At 60.4% G+C, this 16885-nt stretch carries 16 protein-coding genes; 7 read left to right on the plus strand and 9 right to left on the minus strand.

Annotated elements, in window-relative coordinates; all coding sequences use genetic code 11:
* Window positions 1–75 precede the first annotated feature (75 nt).
* Entirely contained in the window at window positions 76–1236 is a 1161-nt protein-coding gene (algW, locus tag AC1DU9_RS18515; RefSeq protein WP_223463409.1) for a Do family serine endopeptidase AlgW, read from the minus strand.
* Between the two features lie 103 nt (window positions 1237–1339).
* On the opposite strand from algW, the gene AC1DU9_RS18520 reads away from it, so the two are divergent.
* The 3 genes from AC1DU9_RS18520 (at window position 1340) to cysN (ending at window position 5183) form a co-directional block, all read left to right on the plus strand.
* Window positions 1340–2098 (plus strand): Nif3-like dinuclear metal center hexameric protein, encoded by a 759-nt coding sequence (locus tag AC1DU9_RS18520; protein WP_008046198.1) that lies wholly within the window; start codon window positions 1340–1342, stop codon window positions 2096–2098.
* 259 nt (window positions 2099–2357) lie between these two features.
* Window positions 2358–3275, plus strand: a complete 918-nt coding sequence (cysD, locus tag AC1DU9_RS18525) for a sulfate adenylyltransferase subunit CysD (protein ID WP_223463408.1) — start codon at window positions 2358–2360, stop codon at window positions 3273–3275.
* Between the two features lie 9 nt (window positions 3276–3284).
* Window positions 3285–5183, plus strand: coding sequence for a sulfate adenylyltransferase subunit CysN (gene cysN, locus AC1DU9_RS18530; protein WP_223463407.1), 1899 nt, complete (start codon window positions 3285–3287; stop codon window positions 5181–5183).
* A gap of 178 nt (window positions 5184–5361) precedes the next feature.
* Here cysN and AC1DU9_RS18535 read toward each other — a convergent pair whose 3' ends face one another.
* The 3 genes from AC1DU9_RS18535 to AC1DU9_RS18545 are packed head-to-tail and all read right to left on the minus strand — an operon-like array spanning window position 5362 to window position 8754.
* The gene (locus tag AC1DU9_RS18535; protein WP_477810595.1) at window positions 5362–6267 is read right to left on the minus strand and encodes an acyltransferase; all 906 of its coding nucleotides are present in this window, start codon (window positions 6265–6267) and stop codon (window positions 5362–5364) included.
* Window positions 6268–8367 (minus strand): phosphate acetyltransferase, encoded by a 2100-nt coding sequence (gene pta / locus AC1DU9_RS18540; protein ID WP_223463405.1) that lies wholly within the window; start codon window positions 8365–8367, stop codon window positions 6268–6270.
* Between the two features lie 60 nt (window positions 8368–8427).
* Window positions 8428–8754 carry a DUF3565 domain-containing protein gene (locus AC1DU9_RS18545; RefSeq protein WP_223463404.1) on the minus strand — a complete coding sequence of 109 codons (327 nt, stop codon included), beginning with the start codon at window positions 8752–8754 and terminating at the stop codon, window positions 8428–8430.
* Here AC1DU9_RS18545 and AC1DU9_RS18550 point away from each other — a divergent pair.
* From AC1DU9_RS18550 to AC1DU9_RS18560, 3 genes are all read left to right on the plus strand, one after another.
* Window positions 8723–9208, plus strand: a complete 486-nt coding sequence (locus AC1DU9_RS18550; RefSeq protein ID WP_007942189.1) for an FKBP-type peptidyl-prolyl cis-trans isomerase — start codon at window positions 8723–8725, stop codon at window positions 9206–9208. The two genes, AC1DU9_RS18545 and AC1DU9_RS18550, sit on opposite strands and share 32 nt — an antisense overlap.
* 122 nt (window positions 9209–9330) lie before the next feature.
* Complete coding sequence (locus tag AC1DU9_RS18555; RefSeq protein ID WP_223463403.1) at window positions 9331–9813, plus strand: glutathione peroxidase; 483 nt, start codon at window positions 9331–9333, stop codon at window positions 9811–9813.
* Between the two features lie 219 nt (window positions 9814–10032).
* Window positions 10033–11136 carry an NADH:flavin oxidoreductase gene (locus tag AC1DU9_RS18560; RefSeq protein WP_223463402.1) on the plus strand — a complete coding sequence of 368 codons (1104 nt, stop codon included), beginning with the start codon at window positions 10033–10035 and terminating at the stop codon, window positions 11134–11136.
* 115 nt (window positions 11137–11251) lie between these two features.
* On the opposite strand, the gene AC1DU9_RS18565 is transcribed toward AC1DU9_RS18560, so the two are convergent.
* Together AC1DU9_RS18565 and cysZ are read right to left on the minus strand one after the other, a co-directional pair.
* Window positions 11252–12451: a glycosyltransferase family 4 protein gene (locus tag AC1DU9_RS18565; protein ID WP_223463401.1), complete on the minus strand. Its 1200-nt coding sequence runs from the start codon at window positions 12449–12451 to the stop codon at window positions 11252–11254.
* 57 nt (window positions 12452–12508) lie between these two features.
* The gene (gene cysZ / locus AC1DU9_RS18570; protein ID WP_103394183.1) at window positions 12509–13261 is read right to left on the minus strand and encodes a sulfate transporter CysZ; all 753 of its coding nucleotides are present in this window, start codon (window positions 13259–13261) and stop codon (window positions 12509–12511) included.
* Between the two features lie 315 nt (window positions 13262–13576).
* Between cysZ and trxB the strand changes: the two genes are divergently transcribed.
* Entirely contained in the window at window positions 13577–14533 is a 957-nt protein-coding gene (gene trxB, locus AC1DU9_RS18575; protein ID WP_218429324.1) for a thioredoxin-disulfide reductase, read from the plus strand.
* 194 nt (window positions 14534–14727) lie between these two features.
* Here the strand turns inward: trxB and AC1DU9_RS18580 are convergent, their stop codons facing one another.
* The 3 genes from AC1DU9_RS18580 to AC1DU9_RS18590 form a co-directional block, all read right to left on the minus strand.
* On the minus strand, window positions 14728–15978 hold the full coding sequence (locus AC1DU9_RS18580; protein WP_223463400.1) for a 2-aminoadipate transaminase: 1251 nt from the start codon (window positions 15976–15978) through the stop codon (window positions 14728–14730).
* 260 nt (window positions 15979–16238) lie between these two features.
* On the minus strand, window positions 16239–16577 hold the full coding sequence (locus AC1DU9_RS18585) for a HopJ type III effector protein (protein WP_223463399.1): 339 nt from the start codon (window positions 16575–16577) through the stop codon (window positions 16239–16241).
* Window positions 16570–16866: a DUF1244 domain-containing protein gene (locus AC1DU9_RS18590; protein WP_218429330.1), complete on the minus strand. Its 297-nt coding sequence runs from the start codon at window positions 16864–16866 to the stop codon at window positions 16570–16572. The genes AC1DU9_RS18585 and AC1DU9_RS18590 overlap by 8 nt, the downstream gene beginning before the upstream one ends.
* Between the last annotated feature and the right edge of the window lie 19 nt (window positions 16867–16885).

Raw genomic sequence — 16885 nt, forward strand, 5'->3', positions numbered from 1 at the left:
GTGTGTCAGTCACCGTTGATTTATCTGACACACCATCGCGAGCAGGCTCGCTCCTACAAGGGCGGTGTGAGCTGCTTACTCTTCTTCTTTCTCTTTGACCGGTGCCGGTGGCGGCCGCAGGCCGACTTCCGCCATCAGCTTGAGTTCCTTGCCGTTGCGCATCACCTCGATCGCGACCTTGTCGGTGGGCTTGATCCGCGCCACCTGATTCATCGAGCGACGGCCATCACCGGCCGGTTCGCCATCGATGGCAAGAATCACATCGCCCAGTTGCAGGCCGGCCTTCTGTGCCGGACCGTCGCGGAAAATCCCCGCCACGACAATGCCCGGACGCCCGGACAAGCCGAACGATTCGGCCAGTTCCTGGGTCAGCGGCTGCACTTCGATACCCAGCCAGCCACGAATCACCTGGCCGTGCTCGATGATCGATTTCATCACTTCCATCGCCAGCTTCACCGGGATCGCGAAACCAATGCCCTGGGAACCGCCGGACTTGGAGAAAATCGCCGTGTTGATGCCGGTCAGGTTACCGATGGCATCCACCAGCGCACCGCCAGAGTTGCCGGGGTTGATCGCCGCATCGGTCTGGATGAAGTCTTCGTAGTTGTTCAGGCCCAGTTGGTTGCGACCGGTGGCGCTGATGATGCCCATGGTCACGGTCTGGCCGACGCCGAACGGGTTGCCGATGGCCAGCGCGACATCGCCGATGCGGATGTTGTCGGAACGCCCGACAGTGATCGACGGCAGGTTTTTCAGGTCGATTTTCAGCACCGCGAGGTCAGTCTCCGGGTCGCTGCCGATCACCCGCGCCAGGGTTTCCCGACCGTCCTTGAGCGCCACCACGATCTGGTCGGCGCCGCTGGTCACGTGGTTGTTGGTCAGGATGTAGCCTTCCGGGCTCATGATCACGCCGGAACCGAGGCTCGATTCCATGCGTTTCTGCTTGGGCGAGTTGTCGCCGAAGAAGCGACGAAATTGCGGATCTTCGAACAACGGATGGGTGGGTTTGTTGATGACTTTGGTGGTGTACAGGTTTACCACCGAAGGCGCAGCGGTGCTTACCGCTTCGGCATAAGACACCGGACCCTGCTGCATGCTGGTGGTTTGCGGCGCTTGTTGCAGATTGACGTCGAGGCTCGGGAGCCCGACCCACTGCGGGTAACGCTGGATTATCAAAAGAGCGACAAGCACGCCGGCCAACAGCGGCCAGCCGGAAAAACGCAGCGCCTTGAGCATTAAGCAGTTCCTGAGAGAGTTGCAGGCGGTATGAGACCGCTCATAATGACGCGCATTATACGAGGCCGCACGCGCCTCGGAACGGGATATTTAGGAGTCTTTCATGGCCGTCGCCCTGAGCACCCTCGTTGAAGAAGCCGACCGCTACCTCAACAGCGCCAAAATCGCCGATTACTGCCCCAACGGCCTGCAAGTCGAAGGTCGTCCGCAAGTGATGCGCATTGTCAGTGGCGTCACCGCCAGCCAGGCCTTGCTTGATGCTGCCGTGGAGGCCAATGCCGACCTGGTGCTGGTGCATCATGGCTACTTCTGGAAAGGCGAGAACCCGTGCATCACCGGCATGAAACAGCGCCGCTTGAAGACTCTGCTCAAGCACGATATCAGCCTGCTGTCCTATCATCTGCCGCTGGACCTGCACCCGGACGTCGGTAATAACGTGCAGCTCGCACGGCAGCTCGACATCACCGTCGAAGGCCCGCTGGACCCGGACAACCTGAAGATTGTCGGCCTGGTCGGCTCGCTGAATGAACCGATGATGCCACGGGATTTCGCTCGCCGCGTCCAGGAAGTGATGGGCCGTGAGCCGCTGTTGATCGAAGGCAGTGCCATGATCCGCCGTGTTGGCTGGTGCACCGGTGGTGGCCAGGGTTACATCGATCAGGCCATTCTGGCAGGCGTCGATCTGTACCTCAGCGGCGAGGCTTCCGAGCAAACCTTCCACAGCGCCCGGGAAAACGACATCAGCTTCATCGCCGCCGGTCACCATGCCACCGAGCGCTACGGCGTTCAGGCGCTGGGGGATTACCTGGCGCGGCGCTTTGCGCTGGAACACATTTTCATCGATTGCCCGAATCCGATCTGACGAATCGCCATCCCTGTAGGAGCGAGCCTGCTCGCGATGAACCTGAGAGCACCGCGGGGTGTCAGGCTTCCAGCGTTATCGTTAGCGACCATCGCGAGCAGGCTGCTCCTACAGAGGGCCGCATTCAACCCAAACGGGCAGGCATATTCATATGCTCTTTCGATCTAGTTGGCGTCCTGATTAGAAGAGGTCGCTGTGCTAGGATCCCCGCTCGAACACGGCCCGCTGGCCGTTCATAAGAAAGCTTTCGTGAGTAGCCATGGTCGATAAACTGACGCATCTGAAACAGCTGGAGGCGGAAAGCATCCACATCATCCGCGAGGTGGCCGCCGAGTTCGACAACCCGGTGATGCTGTACTCCGTCGGTAAAGACTCCGCCGTGATGCTGCACCTTGCGCGCAAGGCCTTCTTCCCGGGCAAACTGCCGTTCCCGGTGATGCACGTCGACACCCAGTGGAAGTTCAAGGAAATGTACGCGTTCCGCGACCGCATGGTCGAAGAACTCGGCCTCGACCTGCTGGTGCACGTCAACCCCGATGGCGTCGCGCAGGGCATCAACCCGCTGACCCACGGCAGTGCCAAGCACACCGATATCATGAAAACCGAAGGCCTCAAGCAGGCCCTCGACAAGTACGGTTTCGATGCTGCTTTCGGTGGTGCCCGTCGTGACGAAGAGAAGTCCCGTGCCAAAGAGCGCGTGTATTCCTTCCGCGATACCAAGCACCGCTGGGACCCGAAAAACCAGCGTCCCGAGTTGTGGAACGTGTACAACGGCAAGGTCAACAAGGGCGAATCGATCCGCGTGTTCCCGTTGTCGAACTGGACCGAGCTGGACATCTGGCAGTACATCTACCTCGAAGGCATCCCGATCGTGCCGCTGTATTTCGCCGCCGAGCGCGACGTTATCGAGATGAATGGTACCTGGATCATGATCGACGATGAACGCCTGCTCAATCACCTGAGCGATGAAGACAAGGCACGCATCGTCAAGAAGAAGGTCCGTTTCCGCACACTCGGCGACTACCCGTTGACCGGTGCGGTCGAGTCCGAGGCCATCAGCCTGACCGACATCATTCAGGAAATGCTCCTGACGCGAACTTCCGAACGCCAGGGCCGGGTCATCGATCACGATGGCGCAGGCTCGATGGAAGAAAAGAAACGTCAGGGTTATTTCTAAGGGGTTGTCATGTCGCACGCATCTGATTTGATCAGCGAGGACATCCTCGCCTATCTGGGCCAGCACGAACGCAAGGAAATGCTGCGCTTTCTTACCTGTGGCAACGTCGATGACGGCAAGAGCACCCTGATCGGGCGTCTGCTGCACGACTCCAAAATGATCTACGAAGATCACCTGGAAGCCATTACCCGCGACTCGAAAAAAGTCGGCACCACCGGTGATGATATCGACCTGGCGTTGCTGGTCGACGGCCTGCAGGCCGAGCGGGAACAGGGCATCACCATCGATGTCGCTTACCGCTACTTCTCCACCGCCAAGCGCAAATTCATCATCGCCGACACCCCCGGCCATGAGCAGTACACCCGCAACATGGCCACCGGTGCGTCCACCTGTGACCTGGCGATCATTCTGGTCGACGCCCGTTATGGCGTGCAGACCCAGACCCGTCGCCACAGCTTCATTGCCTCGTTGCTGGGCATCAAGCACATCGTGGTCGCCATCAACAAGATGGACCTCAACGGTTTCGACGAAAAAGTCTTCGACTCGATCAAGGCCGATTACCTGAAGTTCGCCGAAGGCATCGCCTTCAAGCCGACCACCATGGCCTTCGTGCCGATGTCGGCGCTCAAGGGCGACAACGTGGTGAACAAGTCCGAGCGCTCGCCGTGGTACACCGGTCAGTCGCTGATGGAAATTCTCGAAACCGTCGAGATCGCCAGCGACCGCAACTACACCGACCTGCGTTTCCCGGTGCAGTACGTCAACCGTCCGAACCTGAACTTCCGTGGTTTCGCCGGCACCCTGGCCAGTGGCGTCGTGCACAAGGGTGACGAAGTCGTGGTGCTGCCGTCGGGCAAGAGCAGTCGCGTGAAATCCATCGTCACCTTCGAAGGTGAGCTGGAGCATGCAGGTCCGGGTCAGGCCGTGACGCTGACCATGGAAGACGAGATCGACATCTCGCGCGGCGATTTGCTGGTACACGCCGACAACCTGCCGCAAGTGACTGACGGCTTCGAGGCCATGCTGGTGTGGATGGCCGAAGAGCCGATGCTGCCGGGCAAGAAATACGACATCAAGCGCGCCACGACGTACGTGCCGGGTTCGATCACCAGCATTGTCAACCGCGTTGACGTGAACACCCTGGAAGAAGGCCCTGCCAGTGCCTTGCAACTGAACGAGATCGGTCGGGTCAAGATCAGCCTCGATGCAGCCATCGCGCTGGACGGTTACGCGAGCAACCGCACCACCGGTTCGTTCATCGTCATCGATCGTTTGACCAATGGCACCGTCGCCGCCGGCATGATCATCGCTCAACCGGTGGCGCAGGGCAGCAGCACGCATCACGGCAAACTCGCACACGTCGCCACCGAAGAACGCGCCCAGCGCTTCGGCCAGCAACCGGCCACCGTGTTGTTCAGCGGCTTGTCGGGCGCGGGCAAAAGCACTCTGGCGTATGCGGTCGAGCGCAAGCTGTTCGACCTGGGTCGTGCGGTGTTCGTACTCGATGGCCAGAACCTGCGTCACGACCTGAACAAAGGTCTGCCACAGGATCGCGCCGGGCGTACCGAGAACTGGCGTCGTGCCGCACACGTCGCGCGTCAGTTCAACGAAGCCGGTCTGCTGACCCTGGCAGCGTTCGTTGCGCCGAGTGCCGAAGGTCGTGAACAGGCCCGGGAACTGATCGGCAAGGAGCGTCTGCTGACGGTCTACGTCCAGGCTTCGCCGACGGTCTGCGCCGAGCGTGATCCGCAAGGCCTGTACGCGGCGGCCGGGGATAACATCCCGGGCGAGTCGTTCCCGTACGACGTGCCGCTGGATGCCGACCTGGTGATCGACACCCAGTCCGTGTCGCTGGAAGAAGGCGTCAAGCAAGTGCTGGGTCTGCTGCGCGAGCGTGGGGCGATCTAAGCCTTAGCCGTAAATGAAAAGCCCGCAGACAAGTGATTGTCTGCGGGTTTTTTTGTGTCCTTGAAATGGCTATCGCGGGCAAGCCCGCTCCCACAGTTTTGAGGGTGTTCGCAAAATTTGTGAACGACGCGGTCCCTGTGGGAGCGGGCTTGCCCGCGAAGAGGCCGGTACAGGCACCTCAAGACTTCGCTGGATACTCACGATGCATCTGCGCAAGCAACGCATCCTTGTCCTGCCACATCTGATTGATCCAACCCTGGAATTGCAGGCGGTATTCACCGTCCTGGTCATAGTTCTTGCCGATGAACTGCGGCGCAATCTTCAGTTCTTCAAAGTGCACCACCACGTCCGCAACGTTCCCGCACAACAAGTCCCAGAAACCGGGCCGACCGGCCGGATAATGAATCGTCACGTTGACGATCGATTCAAGCTGCTCACCCATCGCATCCAGCACAAAGGCAATGCCACCAGCCTTGGGCTTGAGCAGGTACTTGAAGGGTGACTGCTGCTGGGCATGCTTGCCCTTGGTGAAGCGCGTGCCTTCGACGAAGTTGAAAATGCCCACCGGGTTGTCGCGGAATTTCGCACAGGTCTTGCGGGTGGTTTCCAGGTCCTTGCCTTTCTTTTCCGGATGCTTCTCCAGATAGGCCTTGGAGTAGCGTTTCATGAACGGAAAGCCCAGCGCCCACCAGGCCAGACCGATCACCGGAACCCAGATCAGCTCCTGCTTGAGAAAGAACTTCAGCGGTTGAATGCGCCGGTTGAGCACGTATTGCAGCACCAGGATGTCGACCCAGCTCTGGTGGTTGCTGGTGATCAGGTACGAGTGCTGATAGTCGAGGCCTTGTAGGCCGCTGATGTGCCAGCGGGTGCTACGGACCAGATTCATCCAGCCTTTGTTGATGCTGATCCAGGCTTCGTGGGTATGGCTCATCAGCCAGCCCGAGAGGCGCTGGGTGAAGGCGAACGGCAATACTTTGACGAGTGCCACGCAGAACAGGAACGAGCAGAGCAGAATCGTATTCAGTGCCAACAGCAGCGAGGCGATCACGCCTCGCAGCGGAGCAGGTAGAAAATCCAGCATTTACACATCCATAGGTCGGTTGGCTGCCTGGATCGCGGTCAACGCGATGGTGTAGACGATGTCGTCGACCTGCGCACCACGCGGCAAATCGTTCACCGGTTTGCGCAGGCCTTGCAGCATCGGCCCGAGGCTGACGCAGTCGGCGCTGCGCTGCACGGCTTTGTGCGTGGTGTTGCCGGTGTTCAGGTCGGGAAACACGAATACCGTGGCGCGACCGGCGACCCGGCTGTTCGGCGCCAGTTGCCGGGCGACGTCTTCGTTGGCGGCGGCGTCGTATTGCAACGGGCCGTCGATCAGCAGCGAATGCTGTTGCTCGTGGGCGAGCAGGGTGGCTTCGCGAACCTTTTCGACTTCCTCGCCCGTGGCCGACTCGCCGCTGGAATAACTGATCATCGCCACCCGAGGGGTGATGCCGAATGCAGCCGCCGAGTCGGCGCTTTGTAGGGCGATCTCGGCCAGTTCGGAGGCGCTTGGGTGCGGGTTCATCACGCAGTCGCCGTAGACCAGCACTTCTTCCGGAAACAGCATGAAGAACACCGACGACACCAGGGTGCAGCCCGGCGCCGTCTTGATCAGCTGCAGGGCCGGACGGATGGTGTTGGCGGTGGTGTTGATCACGCCCGAGACCAGTCCGTCGACTTCATCCAGGGCCAGCATCATGGTGCCGATCACCACGGTGTCTTCCAGTTGCTGCTCGGCCATCGGCGCGTTGAGGCTTTTAGTCTTACGCAAGGCGACCATCGGTTCGACATAACGCTCGCGGATCAGGTCCGGATCGAGAATCTCCAGCCCCGGCGGCAATACGATGCCTTGGGCGCGGGCCACGGCCTCGACGTCTTCAGGTTTGGCCAGCAACACGCAACGAGCGATCCCGCGTTCCTGACAGATCGCCGCCGCTTGCACAGTGAACGGTTCGCTGCCTTCAGGCAGGACGATGCGTTTGTTGGCAGCCTGGGCACGCTGGATCAATTGATAGCGGAACACCGCTGGCGACAGGCGCATTTCCCGGGGTGTACCGCAGCGCTGGTGCAGCCAGTTGGCGTCGAGATGACTGGCGACGAAGTCGGTGATGATTTCCGCTCGCTCGCGGTCGTCGATCGGGATTTCCTTGTTCAGGCCATTGAGCAGGTTAGCGGTGTCGTAGGAGCCGGTGCTCACCGACAACACCGGCAAACCGGCCTGTAATGCGCCACGGCACAGATCCATGATGCGCGGATCCGGCAGGGTGTCGCTGGTCAGCAGCAGGCCGGCCAGCGGCACGCCGTTGATCGCCGCGAGGCTGACGGCGAGGATGATGTCGTCGCGATCCCCCGGGGTCACCACCAGAACACCGGGCTTGAGCAACTCCACGGTATTGCGCATGGTGCGGGCGCAAATGATGATTTTGGTCATGCGCCGGGTTTCATAATCACCGGCGTTGAGCACTTGCGCACCCATCAGGTCGGCGACGTCGCGGGTGCGCGGCGCATTGAGTTCCGGCTGAAACGGAATGCAGCCGAGCAGACGGAATTCACCGCTGCGCAGCAAGGGCGAATGCTCTTTCAGACGCGCGGCGAAGGCGTCCATGCTCTCGTCAGTCTTGACCTTGTTGAGGATCACGCCGAGGACTTTCGGATCCTTCGGACCACCGAACAATTGCGCCTGCAATTCAACGCGGCCGGAGAGTTCGGCCAGCACTTCGTTTTCCGGAGCCGAAACCAGAATCACCTCGGCATCGAGGCTCTTGGCCAAATGCAGGTTGACCCGCGCGGCATAACTGGCGCTGCGGGTCGGCACCATGCCTTCAACCACCAGCACGTCTTTGCCGACGGCTGCTTGCTGGTACAAGGTGATGATTTCTTCGAGCAACTCATCAAGCTGGCCGTCGCCGAGCATCCGCTCGACGTGCGCCAGACCCAGCGGTTGTGGCGGTTTCAGACCATGCGTGCGCGCCACCAGCTCGGTGGAGCGCTCAGGGCCGGTGTCGCCCGGATGCGGCTGGGCAATCGGTTTGAAGAAGCCGACTTTCAGCCCGGCCCGTTCCAATGTGCGCACCAGCCCGAGGCTGATGGAGGTCAGACCCACACCAAAATCGGTGGGTGCGATAAAAAAAGTTTGCATGCGGATTCTCTGGAGGAGCATGGCAATGGTGTCAGCTTATATTTGGCCGACTACCGAAATTCAGTCGCCAAGGTTATCGCTAACCGAGCCTTGTGCGCACCAACCGCAGGCAAAGGGTTGGCCTATTTTTTCCTGGCGCTGCACAGGGTCCATGACCCAGGCGCGCGATTGCCAGGGTGGCTGGTGCCGCAGGTGTTGGGTGTGGCCGCAGGAAAGCTCGGCCACCCAATGGCCGTTCTCGTCCTGATGGAAGCCTGTGATCGTCGAATTCCGTCTGTCCGGGTTGTGTTCGCTTTCGGACGATTGCTTCGCTAAACTTGGTCCTTCAATCTTCTTATGCAAAAGGTCTCGCCCCATGCTGATCGCCGCCAATAAGGCTGTCTCCATCGACTATACCCTGACCAACGACGCTGGTGAGGTCATCGACAGCTCCGCCGGCGGCGCGCCGCTGGTCTACCTGCAAGGCGCAGGCAACATCATCCCTGGCCTGGAAAAGGCTCTGGAAGGCAAGGCTGTCGGCGACGAGCTGACCGTAGCCGTTGAACCGGAAGACGCTTACGGCGAATACGCTGCCGAACTGGTCAGCACCCTGAGCCGCAGCATGTTCGAAGGCGTCGATGAGCTGGAAGTGGGCATGCAGTTCCACGCTTCCGCTCCGGACGGCCAGATGCAGATCGTGACCATCCGTGATCTGGACGGCGACGACGTCACCGTTGACGGCAACCACCCGTTGGCCGGTCAGCGCCTGAATTTCCAGGTCAAGATCGTTGCCATTCGTGACGCCAGCCAGGAAGAAATCGCTCATGGCCACGTCCATGGCGAAGGTGGCCATCACCACTGATTTCTGCGCTAAGCTCAGATAGCTGGAGAGGCGCCCCGAGGGCGCCTTTTTAGTCTGCGGCTGTCCCTGATGACACCGCCAAGTGGCTGTTTCGAAAAGAACACGGGAATCTGGAGTACGCCATGAGTGCTTTTCACGACCTTAAATTGACAGCCCTGGATGGACAGGAGCTACCTCTGGCGCCTTTCAAAGGCCAAGTCGTGCTGGTGGTCAACGTCGCCTCCAAATGCGGCTTGACCCCGCAGTACGCGGCGCTGGAAAACCTCTACCAGCAATACAAGGCCAAAGGCTTCAGCGTGTTGGGCTTGCCGTGCAACCAGTTTGCCGGGCAGGAACCGGGGACCGAGCGGGAGATCAAGGATTTTTGCAGCCTCAACTATGGCGTGACCTTTCCGTTGTCCAGCAAGCTGGAAGTCAACGGGCATGATCGTCATCAGTTGTACCGCTTGCTGGCGGGCGAGGGCGCGGAATTTCCCGGCGATATCACCTGGAATTTCGAGAAGTTCCTGCTGGGCAAGGATGGTCGCGTGCTGGCGCGGTTCTCGCCGCGTACGGCGCCGGATGATCCGACCATTGTTCACGCGATTGAAAAAGCGCTGAGCTGATATCTCCCCCTGTAGGAGCGAGCCTTGCTCGCGATGGTCGTCAACGATAACGCTACAAGCCTGATACGGCGCGGCGTTCTCCAGTCCATCGCGAGCAAGCTCGCTCCTACAGTAATTCGTACCTTTTAGCTCTTAATCACCAAAATCAATAATGCTGTTCAAGGCGTCGGACTCTCCATATTATCGCCGTCATAAAATCATCCTTCCGTGGAGCGTCCCATGCCCGTCAAAGCCCTGTTCAAACCGTTCCACCTCGGCACCCTCGAACTGCCGACCCGCGTCGTCATGGCGCCGATGACCCGCTCCTTTTCCCCGGGCGGCGTGCCTGATTCCAAAGTGATCGAATACTACCGTCGCCGCGCCGCTGCGGGCGTCGGCCTGATCATCACTGAAGGCACCACCGTCGGTCACAAGGCGTCCAACGGCTACCCGAACGTTCCGCATTTCTACGGTGAAACGGCCCTGGCCGGCTGGAAGAAGGTCGTCGATGCCGTTCACGCCGAAGGCGGCAAGATCGTTCCGCAGCTGTGGCATGTGGGCAGCGTGCGCCGTATCGGCACCGAGCCGGACGCCAGCGTGCCGGGTTATGGCCCGTCGGAAAAAATCAAGGAAGGTCAGGTCGTGGTGCACGGCATGGCCAAACAGGACATCCAGGACGTGATCGCCGCGTTCGCCCAGGCCGCCAAGGATGCCCAGAGCATCGGCATGGACGGCGTGGAAATCCACGGTGCCCACGGTTACCTGATCGACCAGTTCTTCTGGGAAGGCAGCAACCAGCGTACCGACGAGTACGGCGGTAATCTGGCCAACCGTTCGCGCTTCGCCATTGAGTTGATTCAGGCCGTGCGTGCTGCGGTCGGTGAAGGTTTTCCGATCATCTTCCGTTTCTCCCAGTGGAAGCAGCAGGACTACACCGCACGTCTGGTGCAAACCCCGGAAGCCTTGGGCGAGTTCCTCAAGCCGCTGGCGGATGCGGGCGTGGATATTTTCCACTGCTCGACCCGCCGCTTCTGGGAGCCGGAGTTCGACGGTTCCGAGCTGAACCTTGCCGGCTGGACCCGCCAACTCACCGGCAAGCCGACCATCACTGTGGGCAGCGTCGGCCTGGATGGCGAGTTCCTGCAATTCATGGTCAACACCGACAAGGTCGCACAACCGGCCAGTCTGGAAAAACTGCTGGAGCGCCTGAACAACGATGAGTTCGACCTGGTGGCGGTGGGTCGTGCCTTGCTGGTGGACCCGGACTGGGCACAGAAAGTGCGCGATGGCCGTGAGGAAGACATTCTGCCGTTCAGCCGTGAGGCGTTGATGACGCTGGTTTAAGCGGCGTCTGGACTGACGCTATCGCGAGCAAGCTCGCTCCCACAGGTTCTGTGGCGATCACAAATCATGTGTAAACCAAGAACCCTGTGGGAGCGGGCTTCAAATCACCGAAGATTCAGGGAACAGTCGGTGCATTCGGCACCACCATCTCCCCGGCACAAGCCCCGCGCAACTGTCCCTCGAACTGCTCGATGATCGTCGCCCAACCCTGGCGACTGGCATGCTGGCGCGCATTGAGCCGCACATTGCGCAAGGCTTCCCTGTCCTCCAGCAGCCATGCCGCTGCATCGCAGAACGCTTCTTCATCTCCCGGCATCGCCAGCACGCCGTTGTAGCCATGACGAATATGCTGGGCGGCTGCCGCCTTGTCGTAGGCCACCACGCCGAGCCCCGAGGCAAGTGCTTCAAGCACTACATTGCCAAAGGTTTCGGTCAGGCTCGGAAACAGAAACACATCGCCCGAAGCGTAGTGACACGCCAGGGCTTCACCCCGTTGGGTGCCACAGAAAATCGCTTCGGGCATTTCGTTTTCCAGTTCCTGGCGCTGCGGGCCGTCGCCGACCACGATCAGTTTCAGGATGCGCTGGGGATAACTCGCCTTGAGGGTATTGAAGGTGCGCTTGAGCAGGCCGAGGTTTTTTTCCGGGGCCAGGCGTCCGACATGAATGACGGCGATGTCTGCCTCGGCCAGTCCCCATTGCTCACGCAGGGCATTTAACCGTTTGGCCGGGTGAAACAATTCGCTGTCGACGCCTCGGGACAGCAACGCCAGTCGTTCGAAATGACGTCGCTCCAGTTCCATGCGCTGGCTGACGCTGGGCACCAGGGTCATGGTCGAACGGTTGTGGAACCAGCGCAGGTAGTGAGTCAGCAGGCGCGTAAGCAAACCCAGCCCGTACTGGTTGGAGTACTGCTGGAAATTGGTGTGGAAACCGCTGACCACGGAAATCCCCAGTCGCCGTGCCGCACGCAACGCAGAGAGGCCCAGCGGCCCTTCGGTCGCGATGTAGAGCACATCCGGGCGATGACGCGTCCAGCGCCGCAGCAGTTTGTGCATCGACGACTGACCCCATTGCAGGCCGGGATAGCCCGGTAGCGGCCAGCCGCGGCACAGCAGCAGTTCATCGTCGCTGCCCAACTGCTGGTCGCAGCCCTGACGCGGTCGTACCAGTTCCACCTGATGCCCGCGTGCGCGCAAACCGTCGCACAAGCGACCCAGGGTATTGGCCACGCCGTTGATTTCCGGAGGGAAGGTTTCGGTGATCAGGGTGATATGCAGAGCTGTCGTCATGACCCCAGTGTCGACCGGGGCCATGTCGTCAGTGTGACGTCGGGATGATGGATTTGTGACTGCGGTACCGGCGCTGATGGCTCAGCGCTGCGTCACCAGGTTTTCCGCGCCACGCTCACGCACCCAGAACAGCGTTGCCCCGGCCACGGCGGCCGGCATCATCAGGATGTTGACCACCGGGATCAGCAACACCAGGTACACGCTGCCGCCGAAGCTCATGCTCTGCCAGCGCTTCTGCCGCAGCCAGGCGAGCATTTCGTTCCAGCCCAGCTTGTGGTTGTCCGCCGGGTAGTCGATGTACTGGATCGCCATCATCCACACCCCGAATAGCAGCCACAGCGGCGCGGCGATGATGTTCACCACCGGGATGAACGAGAGGATGAACAGCCCGATTGCCCGGGGCAGAAAGTAGCCGAGCTTGCGCATTTCCCGGGCCAGGGTGCGCGGGATCATCGCAATCAGTTCGCCCCAGCTGAAGGCCGGGAAGTCGTCGGTGCCGCGCACCACCACCTCGACTTTCTCCGCCAGGAAGCCATTGAATGGCGCGGCAATGACGTTGGCGAGCATGGTGAAGGTGAAGAACACCATCAGCACGACGAGCACCACGAACAGCGGCCAGAGGATGTAGCTGAGAAAACTCAGCCAGTCGGGCAGGGACGGCATCAAGGTGTCGACCCACAGGCTGAATTGATGGCCGGCCAGGTAGATCAATCCGACGAACAGCACCAGGTTGATCGCCAGCGGCAACAACACAAACAAACGCAGGCTGGGGCTCAGCACCAGCTTGAGGCCTTCGCGCAGGTATTGCGGGCCGGACAGAACAGGGGCGGGCATAAGAGGCTCCGGGCAGAGGGAAAACGCGCCGACCTTACCGGCTTTGCTTCACGTGCGAAAGCGCGGCAGTGGTATCGACATTCACTGTAACAAAGACGTCGATATCGTCGGCCAGATGGCATAGAGACCACCTATGAGCTGGATTGTTAATCCGTATTTCCTTAATCTTCGCCCCCTCGATACGCTGCACCCAATCTTTTTACAGGACGGTCGGGTTCAAGCCTTCCCCAAGTGCTTTCAACCGTTCTTTTTTATTCCAGCCGGCAATCCGGCGTTCCGCGCCAGGTGTTCCGGGCCGGTCAACAGGAGCAGGTCATGTCTGAAGTCCGTCATTCGCGAGTGATTATTCTCGGTTCCGGCCCTGCCGGTTACAGCGCCGCGGTCTATGCCGCCCGTGCCAACCTCAAGCCACTGCTGATCACCGGCATGCAGGCCGGCGGTCAACTGACCACCACCACCGAAGTCGACAACTGGCCGGGCGACGTCCACGGCCTGACCGGCCCGGCGCTGATGGAGCGGATGCGCGAGCACGCCGAGCGTTTTGAAACCGAGATCGTGTTCGATCACATCAATGCCGTGGACTTCGCTGCCAAGCCGTACACCCTGACCGGCGACAGCGCGACTTACACCTGTGACGCCCTGATCATCGCCACCGGCGCCAGCGCTCGTTACCTGGGCCTGCCATCGGAAGAAACCTTCATGGGCAAAGGCGTTTCGGCCTGCGCGACCTGCGACGGTTTCTTCTACCGCAACAAACCTGTGGCTGTGGTCGGCGGCGGCAACACTGCTGTTGAAGAGGCTCTGTACCTGGCCAACATCGCCAGCAAGGTGACCCTGATCCACCGTCGCGAAACGTTCCGCGCCGAGAAGATCCTGATCGACAAGCTCAACGCCCGTGTTGCCGAAGGCAAGATCGAGCTGAAGCTGAACGCAACCCTGGACGAAGTGCTGGGCGACAACATGGGCGTGACTGGTGCCCGCCTGAAGAATAACGACGGCAGCTTCGACGAAGTGAAAGTCGACGGCGTGTTCATCGCCATCGGCCACACCCCGAACACTTCGTTGTTCGAAGGCCAGTTGACCCTGAAGGACGGCTACCTGGTTGTGCAGGGCGGCCGTGACGGCAACGCCACTGCCACCAACCTCGAAGGTATCTTCGCCGCCGGTGACGTGGCTGACCACGTGTACCGCCAGGCCATCACCTCCGCTGGCGCCGGTTGCATGGCGGCACTGGATGCCGAGCGTTACCTCGACGATCTGCAGAACGCTTGATTCTGCTTTCGTTGAATGAAAAACCGGCTTCGGCCGGTTTTTTTGTGCCCGCAAATATTGCACCAGCCCTGTGGGAGCGAGCTTGCTCGCGATTGCGGTCTATCCGTTGATATCAATTTTGAATGTTCTATCGCCATCGTCGGAACGCCGCCCGGAGCAAGCTCGCTCCCACAGGTGCCGTGTTGGCTTTGCTCTCAGGTCAGTTTTGCAAGGCAGGCTTCAAGGATATCCAGGCCTTTCTCCAGCACCGCAGCTTCGATAGTCAACGGCGCCAGCAAGCGAATGATGTGCCGCGATTTTCCGCTGGGCATCAGCAGCAAACCTGCATCCCGCGCCAAGGCCAGCAATTGGGTCAATTGTGCCGGTGCGGGCGAGCCATCGGCGTTGATCAACTCGATGCCGCGCATGGCGCCGACGCCGGTCAGGCGTCCCAGGTACGGCGTCAGCTTGTTCGCGCGCCAGGTTGCATGGCGGCCGACAATCGCTTCTTCCTGTTGTGTACCCCAGGCATGCAGGTTGGCATCAGTCATTTCGTCCAAAGTTGCCAGTGCTGCTGCGCAGGCGATGGGGTTGCCGGAGTAAGTGCCACCGAGTCCGCCCTTGGGCAGGTTATCCAGCAGCGACTTGCGCCCGACCACCGCACCCAGCGGCACACCGCCGGCGATGCTTTTACCGAGCAGGATCAGGTCCGGCTCGATGCCCAGCCGCGAGAACGCGAAGCGCTGGCCGGTTCGGCCGAAACCGGACTGGATTTCATCGGCAATCAGCACAATGCCCTTGTCGTCGCAGAACTTGCGCAGCGCCTGGGCGAACTCGACCTCCATGGCCAGGAAGCCCGCTTCGCCCTGCACCGGTTCGACGATAAAACAGGCGACGTCTTCGACATCGATCTCGACGCTGAACAGGCGCTCCATGGCTTTGAGGGCCTCGGCACAGGTGACGCCGTTGTCCTGGCTGGGGAAGGGCAGGTGAAATACCGGCCCCGGCAGCACGCCGACTTTCTGTTTGTAGGGCGCGACTTTGCCGTTGAGGTTGAGGGTGGCCAGTGTGCGGCCGTGGAAAGCGCCGTCGAAGGCGATGACCGCGCTGCGGCCGGTGGCGCCACGGACGATCTTCAGTGCGTTTTCCGCTGCTTCCGCGCCGCTGTTGGTGAGCATGCCGCTGACCGGGTAACTCACCGGCATGAACGCGCTGAGGCGATCCATCAGTTCGAGGTAAGGCACATGGGGCGCTGCATTGAACGCGTAATGGGTCAGTCGGGTGGCTTGTTCGCGGATGGCTTCGACGATACGCGGATGGCAATGGCCGAGGTTCAACACGCCGATGCCGCCGACAAAGTCGATGTAGCGTTTGCCGTCGGTGTCCCAGACCTCGGCGTTTTTGCCGTGGCTGAGCGTGACAGGGTGAACGATGTTGATCGACTGGCTGATGGTTTCGCTGCGCATGGATGACCGGCTCGAAAGAAGGAGGACTTCTTTTTATCTAAGCCGTGAGCGGTGCTACGGGGCAAACGAAATAAAGTTGCCGGGTCAATCTTAAAAGTCGGGATGTGTTTCTGATCAGTTCCGCGCCGTGAACGCAGAACCTGTAGGAGCGAGCCTGCTCGCGATGGTGGTGAACGATTACGCGTAAACCAGAGGCCCAGCAGTGCTCTTGAGTTTTTCGCGAGCAGTCGAGCGTCGACCGGCTGCTCCTACAATTTAAATCAACGGCGGGTCAGTGGCGGCTGAGCGAACTTCACACCCGCCAGGCCATGGGCAATCAACGCACGGATGTTGCCGTGATCGCTGCCTTCAGGCGTGGCAACAACCGAGCGGTAATGCTCGCCGAAAGCCAGCAGCGCTTCTTCATCGCTCAAGCCTTCCAGCAGCGCCAGACCCAGGGTCTTGCACGAGCCTTCGTTCTGCCCGGCCGCGTTTTCCACGCCACCATTGTTGAAAGCCTGAGGCTGGTAGTCGTAACCGGCGGCAATGAACGCCAGAGTATCGGCGAAGGCGTGTTCGCCGCTGTTGAGGCTGGCGCGCAGGGTGTTCAAATCACTCATTGGGTTTTCCTTTGGCGAACGCCGCCTGTTGTTCGGCGTTGGCTTCTTGCTGAAATTGGGCTTTCCACTCGGCGTACGGCATGCCGTAAACCACTTCACGGGCTTCATCGAGGCTGACCTCGATCTGGCGTTCGTCAGCCGCCGCCTTGTACCACTTGGACAGGCAGTTGCGGCAGAAGCCCGAGAGGTTCATCAGATCGATGTTCTGCACATCCTTGCGGCTGTCCAGATGGGCCACCAGCCGGCGAAAGGCGGCGGCTTCGAGTTCCAGGCGTTGTTGATCGGTCATGGCGGTCTCTGCGAGACAG

This window comes from Pseudomonas sp. P4_C1 (assembly GCF_056402155.1).